The 16423-nt window shown below is 50.6% G+C and carries 17 protein-coding genes; 14 read left to right on the forward strand and 3 right to left on the reverse strand.

The window, feature by feature from the left end:
* The first annotated feature begins 8 nt into the window (after nucleotides 1-8).
* Nucleotides 9-839 carry an aldo/keto reductase gene (locus H9Q78_RS12525; protein ID WP_249302079.1) on the forward strand — a complete coding sequence of 277 codons (831 nt, stop codon included), beginning with the start codon at nucleotides 9-11 and terminating at the stop codon, nucleotides 837-839.
* Between the two features lie 109 nt (nucleotides 840-948).
* Here the strand turns inward: H9Q78_RS12525 and H9Q78_RS12530 are convergent, their stop codons facing one another.
* The 3 genes from H9Q78_RS12530 to H9Q78_RS12540 all read right to left on the reverse strand — a co-directional run bounded on the left by H9Q78_RS12530 (nucleotide 949) and on the right by H9Q78_RS12540 (nucleotide 2983).
* A complete protein-coding gene (locus H9Q78_RS12530; RefSeq protein ID WP_249302081.1) occupies nucleotides 949-1401 on the reverse strand; it encodes a hypothetical protein in 453 nt (150 codons plus the stop codon).
* Nucleotides 1402-1449: 48 nt separating this feature from the next.
* Entirely contained in the window at nucleotides 1450-2118 is a 669-nt protein-coding gene (locus H9Q78_RS12535) for a transaldolase family protein (protein WP_249302083.1), read from the reverse strand.
* Nucleotides 2119-2221: 103 nt separating this feature from the next.
* The gene (locus tag H9Q78_RS12540) at nucleotides 2222-2983 is read right to left on the reverse strand and encodes a DeoR/GlpR family DNA-binding transcription regulator (protein WP_249302085.1); all 762 of its coding nucleotides are present in this window, start codon (nucleotides 2981-2983) and stop codon (nucleotides 2222-2224) included.
* Nucleotides 2984-3250: 267 nt separating this feature from the next.
* Between H9Q78_RS12540 and H9Q78_RS12545 the strand changes: the two genes are divergently transcribed.
* The 13 genes from H9Q78_RS12545 (at nucleotide 3251) to H9Q78_RS12605 (ending at nucleotide 16409) form a co-directional block, all read left to right on the forward strand.
* Complete coding sequence (locus H9Q78_RS12545) at nucleotides 3251-4219, forward strand: sugar phosphate isomerase/epimerase family protein (RefSeq protein WP_249302087.1); 969 nt, start codon at nucleotides 3251-3253, stop codon at nucleotides 4217-4219.
* Nucleotides 4220-4246: 27 nt separating this feature from the next.
* Nucleotides 4247-5764 (forward strand): sugar ABC transporter ATP-binding protein, encoded by a 1518-nt coding sequence (locus tag H9Q78_RS12550; protein ID WP_249302088.1) that lies wholly within the window; start codon nucleotides 4247-4249, stop codon nucleotides 5762-5764.
* Nucleotides 5757-6752, forward strand: a complete 996-nt coding sequence (locus H9Q78_RS12555) for an ABC transporter permease (protein WP_249302089.1) — start codon at nucleotides 5757-5759, stop codon at nucleotides 6750-6752. The genes H9Q78_RS12550 and H9Q78_RS12555 overlap by 8 nt, the downstream gene beginning before the upstream one ends.
* A 66-nt stretch (nucleotides 6753-6818) precedes the next feature.
* A complete protein-coding gene (locus H9Q78_RS12560) occupies nucleotides 6819-7901 on the forward strand; it encodes an ABC transporter substrate-binding protein (protein ID WP_249302090.1) in 1083 nt (360 codons plus the stop codon).
* 87 nt (nucleotides 7902-7988) lie between these two features.
* Nucleotides 7989-9047 carry an aldose 1-epimerase family protein gene (locus H9Q78_RS12565; protein WP_249302092.1) on the forward strand — a complete coding sequence of 353 codons (1059 nt, stop codon included), beginning with the start codon at nucleotides 7989-7991 and terminating at the stop codon, nucleotides 9045-9047.
* Between the two features lie 12 nt (nucleotides 9048-9059).
* On the forward strand, nucleotides 9060-10445 hold the full coding sequence (locus H9Q78_RS12570) for a hypothetical protein (RefSeq protein WP_249302094.1): 1386 nt from the start codon (nucleotides 9060-9062) through the stop codon (nucleotides 10443-10445).
* 48 nt (nucleotides 10446-10493) lie between these two features.
* A complete protein-coding gene (locus H9Q78_RS12575; RefSeq protein WP_249302096.1) occupies nucleotides 10494-11162 on the forward strand; it encodes a class II aldolase/adducin family protein in 669 nt (222 codons plus the stop codon).
* A 64-nt stretch (nucleotides 11163-11226) separates the two neighbouring features.
* The gene (locus tag H9Q78_RS12580; protein ID WP_249302099.1) at nucleotides 11227-12696 is read left to right on the forward strand and encodes a rhamnulokinase; all 1470 of its coding nucleotides are present in this window, start codon (nucleotides 11227-11229) and stop codon (nucleotides 12694-12696) included.
* 26 nt (nucleotides 12697-12722) lie between these two features.
* Nucleotides 12723-12959, forward strand: coding sequence for an HPr family phosphocarrier protein (locus H9Q78_RS12585; protein ID WP_249302101.1), 237 nt, complete (start codon nucleotides 12723-12725; stop codon nucleotides 12957-12959).
* Between the two features lie 23 nt (nucleotides 12960-12982).
* The gene (locus H9Q78_RS12590) at nucleotides 12983-13606 is read left to right on the forward strand and encodes a class II aldolase/adducin family protein (protein ID WP_249302103.1); all 624 of its coding nucleotides are present in this window, start codon (nucleotides 12983-12985) and stop codon (nucleotides 13604-13606) included.
* 101 nt (nucleotides 13607-13707) lie between these two features.
* The gene (locus H9Q78_RS12595) at nucleotides 13708-15204 is read left to right on the forward strand and encodes a rhamnulokinase (protein WP_249302105.1); all 1497 of its coding nucleotides are present in this window, start codon (nucleotides 13708-13710) and stop codon (nucleotides 15202-15204) included.
* Between the two features lie 38 nt (nucleotides 15205-15242).
* Nucleotides 15243-15530 (forward strand): hypothetical protein, encoded by a 288-nt coding sequence (locus H9Q78_RS12600; RefSeq protein WP_249302107.1) that lies wholly within the window; start codon nucleotides 15243-15245, stop codon nucleotides 15528-15530.
* A 474-nt stretch (nucleotides 15531-16004) separates the two neighbouring features.
* A complete protein-coding gene (locus H9Q78_RS12605) occupies nucleotides 16005-16409 on the forward strand; it encodes a MerR family transcriptional regulator (protein ID WP_249302109.1) in 405 nt (134 codons plus the stop codon).
* Nucleotides 16410-16423 lie beyond the last annotated feature (14 nt).

Consider the following 16423-nt stretch of genomic DNA (forward strand, 5'->3'; position numbering starts at 1 on the left):
AGGTATTTATGAATTTATCATTTCAGTCAGTCATCCGGCTGAACAACGGCGTGGAGATTCCTCGTCTCGGGTTTGGCGTGTGGCAGGCAAAAAACGGAGAAGAAGCAGAAAATGCCATTGGATATGCTCTGGAAGCGGGCTATCGGCACATTGACACGGCGGCGGTTTACGGAAATGAAGAAAGCGTCGGGCGGGCCATGAAAAAAAGCGGGCTTAAAAGGAATGAGATATTCCTGACCACGAAGCTTTGGAACGCGGATCAGAGAGAACACCGGCAGATGAAAGCCTTTGAGGAAAGCCTGGCGCGCCTGGATACGGATTATGTGGATCTGTATCTGGTCCACTGGCCGGTGGGAGGATGTATTTCTGAGACCTGGAAGGTTATGGAGGAGATTTACAGGAGCGGCCGCGCCAGAGCCATCGGAGTGTCCAATTTTAAAATCTATCAGTTGGAGGAACTGCTTATGGGGGCGGAGATCTGTCCGGCTGTCGATCAGATGGAGTTCAATCCCTGCATGCAGGACAACGAGCTGCTGGCATTTTGCCGGGAAAGGGGAATTGCTTTTGAAGCTTGGAGCCCTTTAGGAAGCGGCGCTTTTACTCGGGATAACACAGCGGTGCAGATTGGAAAAAAATACGGAAAGAGCGGGCCGCAGGTGATTCTGCGTTGGATCTTGCAAAAAGACATCATCGTATTTCCCAAATCTGTTCATAAAAACAGGATTGAAGAGAACAGGAATCTATTTGACTTTGAACTGACGGAAGAGGAATGTGCTCTTCTGGATGCTATGAACTGCGGAAAACGGACGGGCCCTGATCCGGACTGCGTAGATTTTTGATAAATGAATAGATATACAGGATCATTATGAATAGGGTCCGTATAACGGGAAAAGGCTTCCGAAGACGACACGGAAGCCTTTTCTCTTTAAAGAGGAATAAAAAATGTACTTAAATACCTGCAATAATCTCGGGAAGCATGACTTTTGGCGCAGCCTGGACCGGAGAGACTACGATGGCTTTATAGGTAGTATCCTCTGCCACTGCCACGAAATGTCCCTTGCCTTTTTCTATCTCCAGGGTGACCCCCGCGGGGATCCGTACAATCTGTGCGGTATCCATCACCGGACCGTTTTCATCCATGTCGATAAAGATCATAAGAGCCGTTCCTTCCAGAAAACAGAAGATTTCATTATCTTCATGGGTCTCCACTACCTTGAAGGTGGGGGTGTGGTGCCATCCCTGAAGGAGGCCGGCGGTCACTTCTGTAGTATTCAGGCGGCTGGTCAGTTTGAAAGCCGTCCACTCCAGGTAATCTTCCTTTACCGTTTCATAAGATTCCGGGAATATGGCTTTTACGCCGGACACATAAGTATCTTTTAAATCTGTGATTTTTACTTCCATTTGAGCTGTCTCCCTATCTGATCTTTTTTCTTTATTCTTTAGATTCTGTTATTTTCCTTTTAAATAAGCGCCGTTCGCGGTCCAGTCCCTGTAGAAATTGTCAATATAGTACTGGGTCAGCGGCATGGGCATCTGGAACACATCCATGAATACATGATAAGGCGCTGTGGTGATATCGGCTCCATGGACTGCGTAATCCACAAATTCCTGAGGTTTTTCAATGGAGGCTGCCAAGATTTCCGTTTCATAGTCCGAGGACGCAAACACCTCCGCGATCTCCTGGAGAGTGTCCAGCCCATGATAGCCGATACAGTCATTTTGTCCGGTATAAGGGGCTACGTAAGCAGCTCCGGCATGGGCGCAGAGCATGGCCTGGGCTGAGGTCAGGATGGTAGTAGCACAGGTCTTGATGCCCATTTCCTTTAAGGCACGTATGGCTTTGATTCCTTCTGCGGTGGCGGGGACTTTGACTACCACATTGTCTCCGGCGCTTCGGATACTCTTTGCTTGTTCCATGATCTCCTCTTTGGTGACGGCGACGACCTGCGCCAGCACCGGAATGTTGGGGAAGCGCCTGGAAAGCTTTGAAATGGTTTCCACGACATCGGCGCCTTCTTTGGAAGAAAGGGACGGGTTTGTGGTGATTCCGGCCAGAAGCCCCATTTCTTCCAGTTCAGTCAGTTCTGCCATATCGGCAGTGTCAGCGAATAACTTCATGATACTATCCTCCTTGTTGATTTTTCGGATCTTCCGCACCGCTTGTGAACGGCGGTTTCAAAATTTACCTTCCGGCTGCTTTTGCAAATGCCTGTCATACACCTTACCAGATGACAGAAACTCCGTACTTTTGGACTGCTGTCAGGAAGGCGGCGTCCGGTTTTTCATCTGTGATCAGAGTATCGACCTTATCCCAGGTATTGAGAAGGAAAACTCCCCTGGAGTTAAATTTAGTATGGTCTGCCAACAGATAGTTGTGCTGAGAATTTTTCATCATGATCCGGCGGATCTGGGTGCCGGTGGTGCCGTTATTAAACATGCCGTCCGCAGAAATGTCGCTGCAGGAAGTGAAGGTGGCATCCACATAGATCTGCTTACAGAGATCAACGGAAGTTATATCATCCATAGACGATACTTCACGGTTCAGAAACCCTCCAATGATGAAGGTATCGATCCAGGTCTTCGGCTGGAGAAGGTTCAGGGCAAAAACACTGTTGGTAAATACGGTCATGGAACGATTGGGCGGCAAAACCTTTAAAAGCTCCATAGCTGTAGAGCTGCCGTCTACATAAATGCTTCTTACATCACGCTCGGTGATAAAGTTGGCGGCATCCATAGCAATTTTCTGCTTGTAGGTGAGATTCATGGATTTACGCAGGTTGAATGAAAGCTCGGTCTTGCTTTCGTCTGCAATCTGCGCCTTCCCATAGGCGCGTTCGATGAGCTTTGAGCGTTCCAGCTGCTCCAAGTCTCTCCGGATTGTCATGGCGGATACGCCAAAGCACTGTGCCAGAGTATTCACGGACATTTCTTTGTTGGACTTTATCATGTCGTAAATCGCTATCTGTCTGGTTTCTGCATTCACGGGCGTTCCCTCCTTTATTTGATTTTTCGAAAGTCTATCTTAGATATATCATAGCATAACAAAAAAAGCAATAGCAAAAAACAAAGCGAACATGAAAAATGTTGACCATGTTCATTTGATGTCGTAGAATAACACCATGAGATACAGAAACATGTGCAATTGTATGATTTATTTTAAAAAATGGCACAATTGATTGTTTAAAATGACGATGAAGCAAACACCGATCCAATGCAAAAGGAACATGAAAACGAACAGGGAGGAATGGAAATGAAACAAAGCGTAATTACAGGATCCATGGGTATCCTCGGTGACAGATTCGTATTTGAAGGGTACAAGGAGGACTGTTCCTTCGCGGAGAAGGCAAAAAAACTGGCGGAGATTCCCGGCATCCAGGGGCTTGAGATCTCCTCAGGCGGAGAGGAAGCAGACGGAAAAGAAACAAAAAGAATCTTGGAAGATCTGAACCTGAAATGCGCCTGTATCAATGTGGCCATCGCGGGCAGGAGAGATTTGGGGAAAGGCTCTCTGGCCAATCCAGATCCGGCGCTCCGCCGGAAAGCCATCGATATCTGCAAACGGGCATCCGACTATGCGGCAGAGATGGGAGCGGAGGTCATCAACATCTGGCCGGGGCAGGATGGATTTGACTACGCGCTCTGTACGGATTACAGCAGGCTTTATCACGATTTCCTGGACGGAGCGGTGGAAGTCGCCGACCATAATCCAGACGTGAAGGTGGCGCTGGAGTTCAAGCCCAGGGAGCCCAGGAACCGTTCTCTGGTGGATACATACGGAACGGCCCTTCTGATGTGTGCGGAGGGAGGGAGAAAGAACCTGGGCGTGTCCGTGGACGTGGGGCATGTGCTCTATGCCAACGCCAATATGGCCGCGGCAGTACAGGCCTGTGCGGAAAGAGGACGCCTCTTCCACATGCATACCAATGACTGTTTGGGTTATTGGGACGACGACATGATCCTGGGGTCGGTCCGGTTTATTGAATACATAGAGCTCTGCTACGTGTTGAGAAAGGTAAAATATGACGGCTGGTGTTCCGTAGACATCTTCCCCAGCCGTGAAGATTCCTTCGCCTGTGCGGAAGAGAGTATTCTGTACCTCGATATGTTCGACAAGATGGTGGATAAGATCGGCATGGAGAATATAGAAGAATGTATCAGGCGGGGAGACGCGGCCTACGCCTCTAAAATAGTCCGTGAAAAGGTGTTCCTTTCAAAATGACAAGGAGAGAGAAAGGGTGTACATAGTATGGGTGAAATTCTTAGGATGGAGGGAATCTCGAAAAGCTTTCCCGGCGTAAAGGCTCTGGACAACGTGAACATCGTGGTCAATTCGGGAGAAGTCCATGCGCTTTTGGGGGAAAACGGCGCGGGGAAATCCACATTGATGAAAATACTGAACGGCGTCTATGCCCCTGACGAGGGAAAGATCATTGTAAAAGGAAAGGAGGTCTCCATTCACAACATTAAGGAGGCCCAGGAGCTGGGCATCAGCATTATCTTTCAGGAATTCAATCTCTGCCCGGATCTGACCGTGGCGGATAATGTCTATATTGGGCGGCATAAAAACAAATTTGGATTTGTGGATGCCAAATATGTGGAAAAAGAAACACAGAAGATCCTGGACCGGTTCAAGCTGAATATGATCAAGCCGGGAGATGTGGTAATGACCATGAGCGTGGCTCAGATGCAGATGGTAGAAATCTGCAAGGCAATGTCCTTTGACTCGGACGTGGTCGTGTTCGACGAGCCGACAGCGGCTCTGGCGGACTCGGAGATTGAGCAGCTTTTCATGGTCATCAAGCAGCTTCAGAAGGAAGGGAAAGGAATCATCTATATTTCCCACAGGATGGAAGAGCTTTCCAAGATCGCAGACCGTGTGACTGTACTGCGGGACGGCCAGCAGGTGGGAGATCCCTTTGATTTTGCCAGTGTGACTCTGGATGAACTGATCAACCGGATGGTGGGCAGGACCATGGAGGACAAATATCCGAAGCATGAGAGAAAGATTGGAGAAGTCTTCTTCGAAGCGAACCATATTCGGAATAAGAAGGTAAATGTGGATCATATTGACGTGCGTAAAGGAGAGATCCTGGGTATCGCGGGGCTGATGGGAGCCGGACGTACAGAAATGGCGAGAGCGATATTCGGCGCCGATCCGGTGAGCAGCATAGAAGTGAAGGTAAACGGCAAAAAGGTGAACGTGGGAAGTCCCGGCCAGGCGATCAAAAACGGGATCGCGTATCTGACTGAGGACAGGAAGAACGAGGGCCTGGCCCTCCGCCTGGACTGTGAGAAAAACATCAATATGGCTTCCATGAAAAAAATATCCAAATACGGTTTTGTTATCAACAAAACGGCGGAGGAGAACGCGAAGCACTATGTGGACGCGCTGTCGGTGAAGACTCCGAAGCTGGGCCAGCTGGCTCAGTTCCTCTCCGGCGGGAATCAGCAGAAGCTCGTTTTAGCCAAATGGCTGTCGAGACAGGTGGACCTGCTGATCTTTGATGAACCGACGAGGGGCATCGATGTGGGAGCCAAGTTTGAGATTTATAAGCTGATGAATGAGCTGAGCGACCAGGGTGTGGGAATCATTATGATTTCATCCGAGCTTCCGGAGCTTCTGGGCATGAGCGACAGGGTTGCTCTCATGCATGAAGGAAGCATTGTGGGGGAAGTGATTGCAAAGGAAACGACTCAGGAAGAGATCATGGAATACATCACTGGCCTGAAAACAAAGGGAACGGAGCGTGAAGGAAATGAATAATTCGAATACCGTAAAAAACAAGATTACCCGGACGAAATTTGCAAACTTTCTGGGCAGCATGGCCGGACTGTTCGGTCTGATCATCATTTTTTCTATCCTGTCGAGAGCCTTCTTGACCGTAGACAATGTCATCAGCATCACCCTTTCCGTGGCCATTTATGCGACTCTGGCCTGCGGCATTTCCTTTGTACTGATCATCGGCGGCGCCGAGCTGTCGGCGGGTTCCGTGGTCGGTGTGGCAGGAGCGATTTTCTGCGTCAGCCTCCGGGCCGGCATACCGGCATGGATCTGTATTATCATCACCATTGGGTGCGGTATTTTGTGCGGCCTTTTCAACGGATTTTTGGTTACAAAGATGCACCTGATCCCATTTATCGCCACATTGGGTACTCAGTACATATTCCGTGGAGCCACTTATATCATCTCCAGCGGTTCGTCCATTTCTGTGCGTGAAGTGGCCAGCGAAGGCGATCTGGCAGGACTTAAGTTCATCGGGAGCGGAAAGATCCTCGGCATTCCCATGCTGGTATATATCATGGTGATATGCGCGGTGATCCTGACCATCGTCCTTTCCAAGACGACGCTGGGAAGAAAAATATTCGCGACGGGCAGCAATGTGGAGGCGGCCAGACTTTCCGGTATCAGTACGGATAAGATCACGACCATCGCTTATATGTTCAGCGGCGGCATGGCCGGACTGGCGGGCGTGATGCTCACCACGAGGCTTCTGTCCGCGCAGCCCACGGCTGGGACCAGCTTTGAGCTGGAGGGCATCGCGGCATCCGTAATCGGCGGCGTCAGTATGATGGGCGGCCAGGGCACGATTCCCGGAGCTGTGATGGGCGCGTTTATCGTTGGTATCATGAGGAATGGGCTGAACCTTCTGGGGGTGAATACCTTCTGGCAGCAGGTTATCACCGGTGTGATCATCATCGTGGCCGTGTGGGCCGATATCATGCGGAGGCGCAGAGAGGCTTCCAAGAAGTAAAGGGAAAGAACGCTAGGAACAGCATAGGGCTGTTTACTATATAAAAATGTAAAAGGAGGAAGAAACATGAAACGAAACAAATGGACAGCGGTTGCAGCGGTGATGCTCTGCCTGATCATGGCGCTCTCGGGCTGCGGAAAGAAAGCGGCCGACGAGACCACTGCGGCAAAGAAGGACGAGACCACAAAGGCGGCTGAAGAGAAGACCACGGAAGCAAAAAAGGACGAGACCACCGAGGCCAAAAAAGAGGAAGGCGCATCGGGAAGCAAGACCATCTACGTAATTGGCAAAGAGTCCCAGTATAACCATTGGCTCTGCCTGCAGGACGGCGCGGAAGCATGCGGAAAAGAAAAAGGGTACGACGTGATCTATCAGGCGCCGCCTTTAGGAGAAGTGGACATTGAAAAGCAGGTATCCATGGTTGAGGCAGCTATCGGAACAAAGCCCGCGGCCATCGTTTTAGCCCCCAACGATACCGACGCCCTTGCAGGCGCCTGCGCTGAGGTCCAGGAAGCCGGCATCCCCATGGTACTGGTCGATTCTAAGATCTCCACAGAAGATTATGACTGTCTGGTAGCTCTGGACAATGAAAAAGCCGGCGCTGATGTAGCTGAGGAAATCGCTCAGAGGATTGGCGGCAAAGGACAGGTAGGCATCATCTCCGCAGTACCCGGCGGCGCGACCATCATGGCTCGTGAGAACGGCTTCATCAATTACATCAAAGAAAAATACCCCGATATCGAGATCGTTGGAGAAATCCTTTATTCTCAGAACGACTCTTCCAAGGCTATGAGCCAGACCTATGACATGCTGGCTGCATATCCCGACATCAAGGCATTCTACACGACCAACACTCCCACGGCTGAGGGCATCGCCTCCGCTCTGGAAGAAAAGGGACTGGGCGGCAAGGTCCTCCTGGGAAGCTTCGACTCCTCCGATACGATCAACGGTTATATCCAGAATGGAACCATCGCAGCATGCTCCGTTGCAGAAGCTTATAACATGGGCTATGAGTCTGTAGCGCAGGCCATTAATCTGATCGAAGGAAAAGATGTTGAGAAATTTGTGAACTCCGGCAACAGTATCGTAACTCCTGCGAACTTCGATGACGAACATATTCAGGAGCTTCTGTACCCCTTCGGGAAGTAATAAAAACCGATAACCATGCTTTACGGAACGCTGTGGTCTGTTTCCGCCTGCGGAAGCAGGCCACAGGTTTTGAAAAGGTGAATGTAAATGAAAGTATTCGGACGGGATTATACGAAACAAGAGCTTCTTTCCTACGCTGGAAATATCACTCAGATAGCCGGCGTGACGAGGAAGGAGCAGATTGACGGAAACGGGGATGGGATTCGCTTTCTGGAAGTGAAAAACGGGAGCGGAATGGAATTTTCTGTGATGGAAAACCGGTGCATGGATGTAAATTCCATGAGCTACAAAGGGATTCCCCTGAATTTCTTGAGCAAAAACGGCCTTGTGTATCCGCTCCGCTATCTTCCGGAATCTTCGGAAGACACACTCAGGCATTTGTGCGGCGGCCTGTTTTATACCTGCGGCACCCAAAATGTCGGGTATGATTGTGTGGACGCGGGAGAGAGGCAGGTGTGTCATGGACGGATCAAAGCCATGTCGGCGGTGAATGTCGCCGCTGCCGCCCATTGGGCTGAGAATGATTATCTCATTGAGCTGTACGGAGAAGTGAGGGAGACCAGCCTCTTCGGAGAAAATATTGCTCTCAGGCGGCACATGCAGGTCTCCATGGGGAAGCCGGCTGTGAAGATCACCGATGAGCTGGAAAATGAAGGGTTTGAGGAACGGCCGCTCATGTACATGTATCATTTGAACCTGGGTTTTCCCTTTGCAGATTCGGAGATGAAGATTTATGTGGAGCCATCGGAGAAATCCTGCAGGGACGAATGGGCGGCGCCGTATCTTTCTGAGTATCGGAAGGTGGAAAAGCCTCAGGTGCCGGGAAAGGAAATCTGCATCATGCACAGCTTCCGGGAGAAGAAGCAGGTGACAACTCTGGCGTTCAATGAGAGGCTTGGATTTGGATTTTATATCAAACAGGATACGAATGTAATGCCGTTTCTGCATGAGTGGAAAACGAACATAGCAGGAGCTTATGCGGTGGGCTTGGAACCTGCGAACTGCCATTGCGAGGGCCGGGTGAACGAAAAAAAATATGGGACGCTCCAGACCATCGCCCCTTTTGAAACGGTGCGGGTGGAGACAGAGCTCGGTATCCTGGAGGACAGGGAGCAGATAGAACAATTGATCAAAACATCAGAATAAGGGGGAAATCCTATGTCAAAAAAAGTGATAGGCCTTGTTTCGACTTTTGCGCCTGGGGACAGCTGGCCTCAGGAAACCATTGACCGTGTTGCGGCCACCCACGAGGTGGTGAAGGCCGCATTGAAGGAGATGGGCTATGAGGTAAAGGATGCCGGCAATGTGAACCGTACCATGGAAGACATGGTAAAAGCCGGAAAAGAGCTGCGCTATATGGGAATCCAGGCGCTGGTCCTCTACGTGGGGACCTGGACTTATGCCAACTGTGCCGCGGCATTGGTGCGGGAGGCGGGCGTCCCTGTGGTCATCTGGGCCGATGCTGGCGCAGGGACCTGCGGTTTGGTGGGCGGAGCCATCGCCAGAGGCGGAATGGATGAATTCGGATTTCATGCAAATCTGGTGTACGGCCCCTTTGAGGATGCTGCCACCAGAGAAAAATGCAGAGTCTATCTGGACGCGGCCTGCGCGGTCTCTTCTATGAAAGGAGAAAAGCTGGGACTGGGCGGAGGAACCTGCATGGGCATGGTGACGGCAGTGTGCGATCCCAATGTGGTGCGTGAAAAGTTTGGAGTGGAGATTGAGACCTTTGAACAAATGGAGATTATCGCCAGGGCGGAGAAAATAGACGACGACGAAGCGGAAAAATTTTATAAATGGATCGAAGAAAACTTCGGGGGCATTGTGACGACCAAAGAAGCCATGATGAAACAGATCAAGTTGTATCTGGCCATGAAGCAGTTCTGCAGAGAAAATAACCTGTCTTTTGTTTCCACTAAATGTCTGCCGGAGATGGCCAATCAGTATACATCGTTCTGTCTGTGCCATTCCATGATGGGAGACTGCGAAGACGCCTTTGGAAAGAAAGAGAGGATGGTATTCGGGTGTGAAGCGGATATCAATGCAGCGCTGACCATGGAGCTTCTCCATCATCTGCAGGAAGGTCCGGTGATGTTCACAGATTTGTCCCAATATGACTATAAGGACCGGGTGCTGACCACATGCAACTGCGGATCCCAGCCTACGGACTTTGCCAGAGATAAAAAGGAAGTCATCTGGGAAAGAGAAGGCGTGCACGAACACTACTGGAAATACGGCGGCACATGTCCCCAATACGTGACAAAAGAGGGGCGGGTGACCATGGCGAGACTGAATCGGAAGCAGGGAGAATATGAGATGCTGATCGTTCCGGCCAATGCCGTGTATTTTGACCGGGAAAAGCTCAGGGAGACCATATGGGAGAGACCTCACGCTTATTTTGAACTGCTCTGTGATAAAGAGACCTTTTTTGATGAGGTGCGCTCCAACCATATCCATGTGATATATGGAGAATATGAAAAGGAGCTGAAAGAAATCTGCAGTATCCTTGGTATCCGGGCGGTCTGTCTGGAAGCGGGGAAATGATCATAGTAACTGCATGAACAAAAAAGCCAATACAGGAGGAAAGACAAAATGAATGAACAGGAATTAAAGGCGTTTATGTGCGATATCGGAAAGCGGATCTATACCAATGGATTTGTGGCCGCCAACGATGGGAATATCACCGTAAAGCTGAATGAAACAGAGTACCTGACCACGCCGACCGGAGTCAGCAAGGGATATCTGACACCGGATATGATCGTGAAAGTGAATGAAAAGGGGGAAGTGCTGGAAGGCACCTGGAAACCGTCCTCTGAGGTGAAGGTCCATCTGCGGGTCTATAAGGAAAGGCCGGACGTGGGAGCCGTAGTACATGCGCATCCGCCCTATGCGACTACGTTTGCCGTTGCACATATCCCGCTGGATAAATATATCCTTCCGGAGGCTGTCTGCGCGCTGGGAGCCGTCCCCATCGTTCCTTATGCAAAGCCCTCTACGCAGGAGCTGGCCGACGCCATGATTCCGTTCCTTCAGACATATGACGCGTTCCTGCTGGAGAACCACGGGACCGTGACCGTGGGAAAGGATCTGACCACCGCATATTTTAAAACAGAAACGCTGGAGTACAACGCGAAGATTATTTATCTGGGCATGATGCTTGGAAAACAGAATGAGCTTCCCAGAAAAGAAATTGATAAGCTGGTGGAAATGTACCGGGGCAATAATCCGGAGGCGAAGCATCCGGGTTATGTGAAATTCTGAATATAGTTAGTATGAGTAAGACCGGCCGGCAGTATTTCCGCCGGCATTGTAAAAGGAGGAACAGATGGAGAAGAAATTCAGGATGGCGGCCCTGGACATAGGGACCTCCAGTGTCCGGACTTTTCTGGCAGAATACGATGGAAGGACAGTAGAGATCCAGGAGAAGAACCGGTTTTATCATGAATCGGTTCCTGCGCTGGGACATGAGTACTGGGACCTTTTAGGAGTGTTCGCTCAAGTGAGGGATGCCCTTTTGGCGGCTGCCAAAGACGCTCCACTTGACAGTCTGGCCCTGGATTCCTGGGGCACCGATATGACAGCTTTGGACCGGAACGGCGAATATCTCTGGGGAGGCATCTGCGCCAGGGACTGTCGGTTTAACGGCCTGAAGGAAGAATTCTTTGAGAGGGTTCCGGAAAAAGAGATTTATATGAGGACAGGTGTCCAGTTCTTGAACTGGAATACTCTGTACCTGCTTTATTATCTGGTAAAGGAAAAACCTTGGATGCTGGAATCTATATCCTGTATGCTGTTCACTCCGGATTTTTTCAATTACTTTCTGACCGGAGAAAAGAACGCGGATTATTCCATCGCTTCCACCTCCCAGATGCTGGATCCCTGGCGGAAAACCTGGGATGAGACGCTTTTGGGGGCTGTGCCGTTTCCCCGGGAAAAACTGCTCCCGGTCACACAGGCCCATATGCTTGGAAAAACAAGGGAGAGTATTCGGGGTCACCGGGTGCCGGTGATGTCTGGATGCAGCCACGATACGGCTGCTGCGGCTGCCGGAGTGCCCGCAGAATCCCAGGATTTTGTGTATATCGTATGCGGCTCCTGGGCAATGATCGGGATCGAATCGGATACTCCCATTATCAATGAAACTGCGGCGCGGTATCGCTTTACCAACGAAGGAGGATCTGACGGAAGGATCCGTTTCCTCAAAAATGTCATGGGCATGTGGATGATACAGGAATCCAGGCGCCAATGGATACGGGAAGGAAAAGAATTTAGTTTCGGAGAGCTGGCAGAGCTGGGGGCAGTATGCGAGCCTTTCCAAAGCGTGATCGATGTGGATGACGCCAGGCTGGTGCCTCCGGGAGATATCCCCGGCGTGATACGCCGTCTGTGCCTGGAAAGCGGACAGCCGGTACCGGAGACTGCGGGACAGGTGATTCGGTGCATAGATGACAGTCTGGCACTTAAATTTAAGGTAATGAAGGAACGGCTGGAGGAATGCAGCGGACGAAGGTTTTCCGTGATTCACATCGTGGCCGGGGGAAGCCAGGACGCGTCTTTATGCCAGGCTATAGCCGATGCGGCCGCGTGCGTGGTGAAGGCAGGGCCGGCGGAGGCCAGCGCATACGGAAATACCTCTGTTCAGCTTCTGGCCGGCGGATTGGCAGGGAGCCTTATGGAGACCAGGGAGATTGTGAGGCGTTCTGTGGAGATCCGGATTTATGAGCCAAAGAAAAATGACCGGATGGAGGAAGCTTTTGAGAACAACAGAAAGCTGTTTGAACGCATTCACTATTAGGCCTCTGTTATGGAAAGGAGCAAAAAATGAGAAAACGGATACAGATTCATGAAGCCGATGACATCATGAAGATTAACCGGATCGTATCGCAGTACACGTATGATATCTGGATTCACAGCAAATCGGGAATGGTCGACGCCAAATCTTTGCTGGGCATGTTCATCCTCAGCCTGAAGGAAGATATGTTCGTAGTGGTGGAAGACGACATCGACGCCGGAAAGCTCTTTGAAGAGCTTGGGGATTATTTGATAGAGGAACCATGACAATATAAGGAGGGTTTAAAACGATGGACAGAGAAAAGATACTGGAAGTTCTCCAGGTGGCAAAACGCCTGGATGAGAAGAACCTGGTGAATGCCTTTGAGGGGAATATATCGACAAAGAAAGACGGGCTGGTCTATATTACTCCGACAGGAAAGAATAAGGCTCTCTTGACTGAGGAGATGGTGGCTGTGATTGATTCGGACGGAAAACAGGTGGGAGGGAACTGTAAACCCACCTCGGAGCTTCCCATGCACATGGAAACCTATACCATCCGGGATGACATAGGAGGAGTGGTACACTGCCATCCCACCTTTTTGACTGCTTATGCTCTATGCTGCAAGCCGGTGGAGACAAGGGCATATCCGGAGATGATGGGGAACTTCGATTATTTTCAGGTGGCGCCTTATGGCCGGCCCGGCACAGAGGACATCCTGAAAGGGGCGATCCCGATACTTAAGCATCATGATATCGTCATCCTAGGCAACCACGGCGTACTGGCCGTAGGGGCGACAGTGACTGACGCCATGAACAGAGTAGAAGCGGCCGAGGCTATTACAAAAACGGTGTTCATTGCCAATGCCTTGGGGAGACAGGCAGATCTGAGTCCGGAGGAATGTGACTTTTTCTTCTCTTTAAACCAGAAGTGAACCGGACGGAGAGTTAGGACAATCCCATCGGAACAAGGTGCAGACTGACAGGGCAGAATCTCAGGAAACGGAGTTCTGCCCTTTTTCATGATCGGAGGGATATGATGAAGGAACAATATTTAGCCGTAGACCTGGGCTCCAGCAATGGCAAGATCCTGCTGTCCGGCCTGACAGACAGGAAGACAATAGAGATGCGGGAGGTGGAGCGCTTTCCCACTCCCAGGATTTATATGAACGGCCACGTATGCATCGATGTCTATGGAATTTATGGAGAGATCTGCCGGACGCTGGAAAAACTTGGACGGGAGGGCACGGCGGTCAGAAGCCTTGGAGCGGATTCCTGGTCCAGTGATTTTGGGATTGTGGATCCTCAGGGAGAATTGGTAGGGCTTCCAGTCTTTTACCGGGATAAACGGACGAACGGCATGCCCGAGGAAGTGGAGAAGAAGATCAGTTACCGGGAGCTTTATAAGCTGACCACCCAGCGGCGCATTCAGGACGCTACCCTGTGTCAGCTGCTGGCGGTAAAAAAAGAGAGCCCGGAGCTTCTTAAGAATGGGAATCGGATGATGCATTTGGGAGATATCCTGATGTATTTTTTTTCCGGAAAGGTATGTTCGGAATTTTCAGTGGCTTCCTATTCTCAAATGTTCAATATGAGGGATCAATGCTGGGAGGACCGGGTATTTGATCTGTTCGGAATTCCTAAAAGTCTTCAGCCTCCGGTAGTGCATGCAGGTGCATGCCTGGGGAGGATATCGGAGGAACAAGCCAGATGGTACGGAACAAACCGGTTTGAAGTGGTGGCCCCGGCCGTGCATGATACGTCGTCGGCGGGAGTGGCGGTCCCGGTGGATGACAGAAAGGATTGGGCCTATATTTCAACCGGGAGCTGGTATTTGGTGAGCATGGAGCTGGAGGAGCCGGCGGACAGCGGACTGTCCTACCACTATAATCTTTCCAATACGGGACTGGCCTTTGGAAAAACACTGCTTAAACGGAATGTATGTGCTATGTGGATCATTCAGGAATGTAAGCGGAAATGGGAACAGATAATGGGAGTTGACTATGATTATCCGGCCATTGTGGAGCTCGCCCGGTCCGCGGTCCCTTTTTACGCCGTTATTGATACGGATGATGATTGCTTTTATAATCCGGATGATATGACCGAAGCTGTAGCGGCCTATCTTAGACGGACAGGGCAGCCGGAAGTCCAAAGAGACGATGTGGGGCAGATGGCCAGGATCATCTATGAAAGTATCACATTTAAATGTCTGTATTCTCTGGATGCTTTAAAGCGCACTACAGGAAGGCGGGTTGATACGCTTTATGTGGTGGGGGGAGCCAGCGGCGTGGGCTTTCTGAATGAAATGCTGGCTTCCGCAGCTGATCTGGAAGTGATCGCGGGGCCGAAGGAGGCGGCTGCCATCGGAAACTCTCTGCTTCAGGCAGTGGGGACTGGAGTGCTTAATTCGGAGGAAGAAATAAGAGAAGTGGTGAGAAATTCCTTTAAATTTGAGATTTTTCATCCTAAAAAGGCAGAAGAGTGGAGAAGACACTATCGGGCGTTCCTGGATGTATGCGGACTGGAGCAGTAAAAGATTTGAGAAAAACCTTGACATAGGGTGAGGTTCGGATGTTATGGTATATCCAGGGGAATGGTTTCGAAAATAAATGGACATTCAGCATTGCGCCGGCAGAAGTTCCGGGCCGTCACGATTACGGCTCGCTGGCGATGCAGGGGCCGCTTTATCCCCGCTTCGGAAGTACCGCTCACATGTCAACAGGAAATCTTGATGATTTCCTGTATCCGTTTCTGCCTCCCTTTGCTTGGGGAACACCGGTTGCTGCCCTGCGGCGCTCGCCTTTAGGCCGTCCCGGAATCTTTCTGCCGGCGCCCTGCCTGCCGCACTATACTGGATAATTTCCGTTTCCTTGATTCCAGAAAAGGATTGGATATCTACACGGCCCGCGCGCCTTATGGCGGTGGGCCGCCCCAATGGCTTTTATAACAAACGAGCGCCTACTTTGGTGCGGCAAGAGGAGCGGGAGGAACGATCCGATTCCATCGTAAGGTGAGCGCCGCAAAGCCGTTAGCAGAATCTTCCCGGCTGCAGGGAGGTAAAAACCGAATCTCATGCAGGTTTTTATTGGAATCTGACATGGATAAATATCGATTTATCCATGTCAGTTGGAAAGGACCGACTGGAGGCCGTAAAGCTGCTGGTTATGGCTGCCAGCGAGCCGCCTGGATGGAATCGGATTTCCTCCTGTCTCATCTGGTTATAAAGATACGTTTTTTTAAAGATATTCAAAGGTATACCCAAGGGCATCCCTTAATGCACACACTCCAGGCGGCTGCATTTTGTGCGGCAAGGGATAGAAAGGCGGGATTCTTATGACAATTGCAGAGGTTAGCAGAAAATATGGTCTTACCGCGGATACTCTCCGCTACTATGAGCGGATTGGTCTGATTCCCCCGGTTCCGCGGACGGGAGGCGGCATTCGGGACTATGACGAAGAGTCCTGCGGATGGATCGAACTGATGAAATGTATGAGAAAAGCAGGGGTTCAGATTGAAGCCTTGATTGAGTACGTGACTCTGTTCCGGAAAGGGGACGAAACGGCCGGCGCCAGAAAAGCGATTCTGATCGAACAGAGAAATCAGCTTATGGACCGCATGGAGGACATACGGGCGTCAATCGAACGACTTGATAAAAAGATCGAGCGGTATGAGCAGGAGATGACAGCCGCGGAAAAGCGGCTGCAGAAGATGCAAAAAAGTCCCAGACCAGAAGCTTGATGGCCTGGAACTTC

The sequence above is a fragment of the Qiania dongpingensis genome (assembly GCF_014337195.1).
Lineage (GTDB): Bacteria > Bacillota > Clostridia > Lachnospirales > Lachnospiraceae > Lientehia > Lientehia dongpingensis.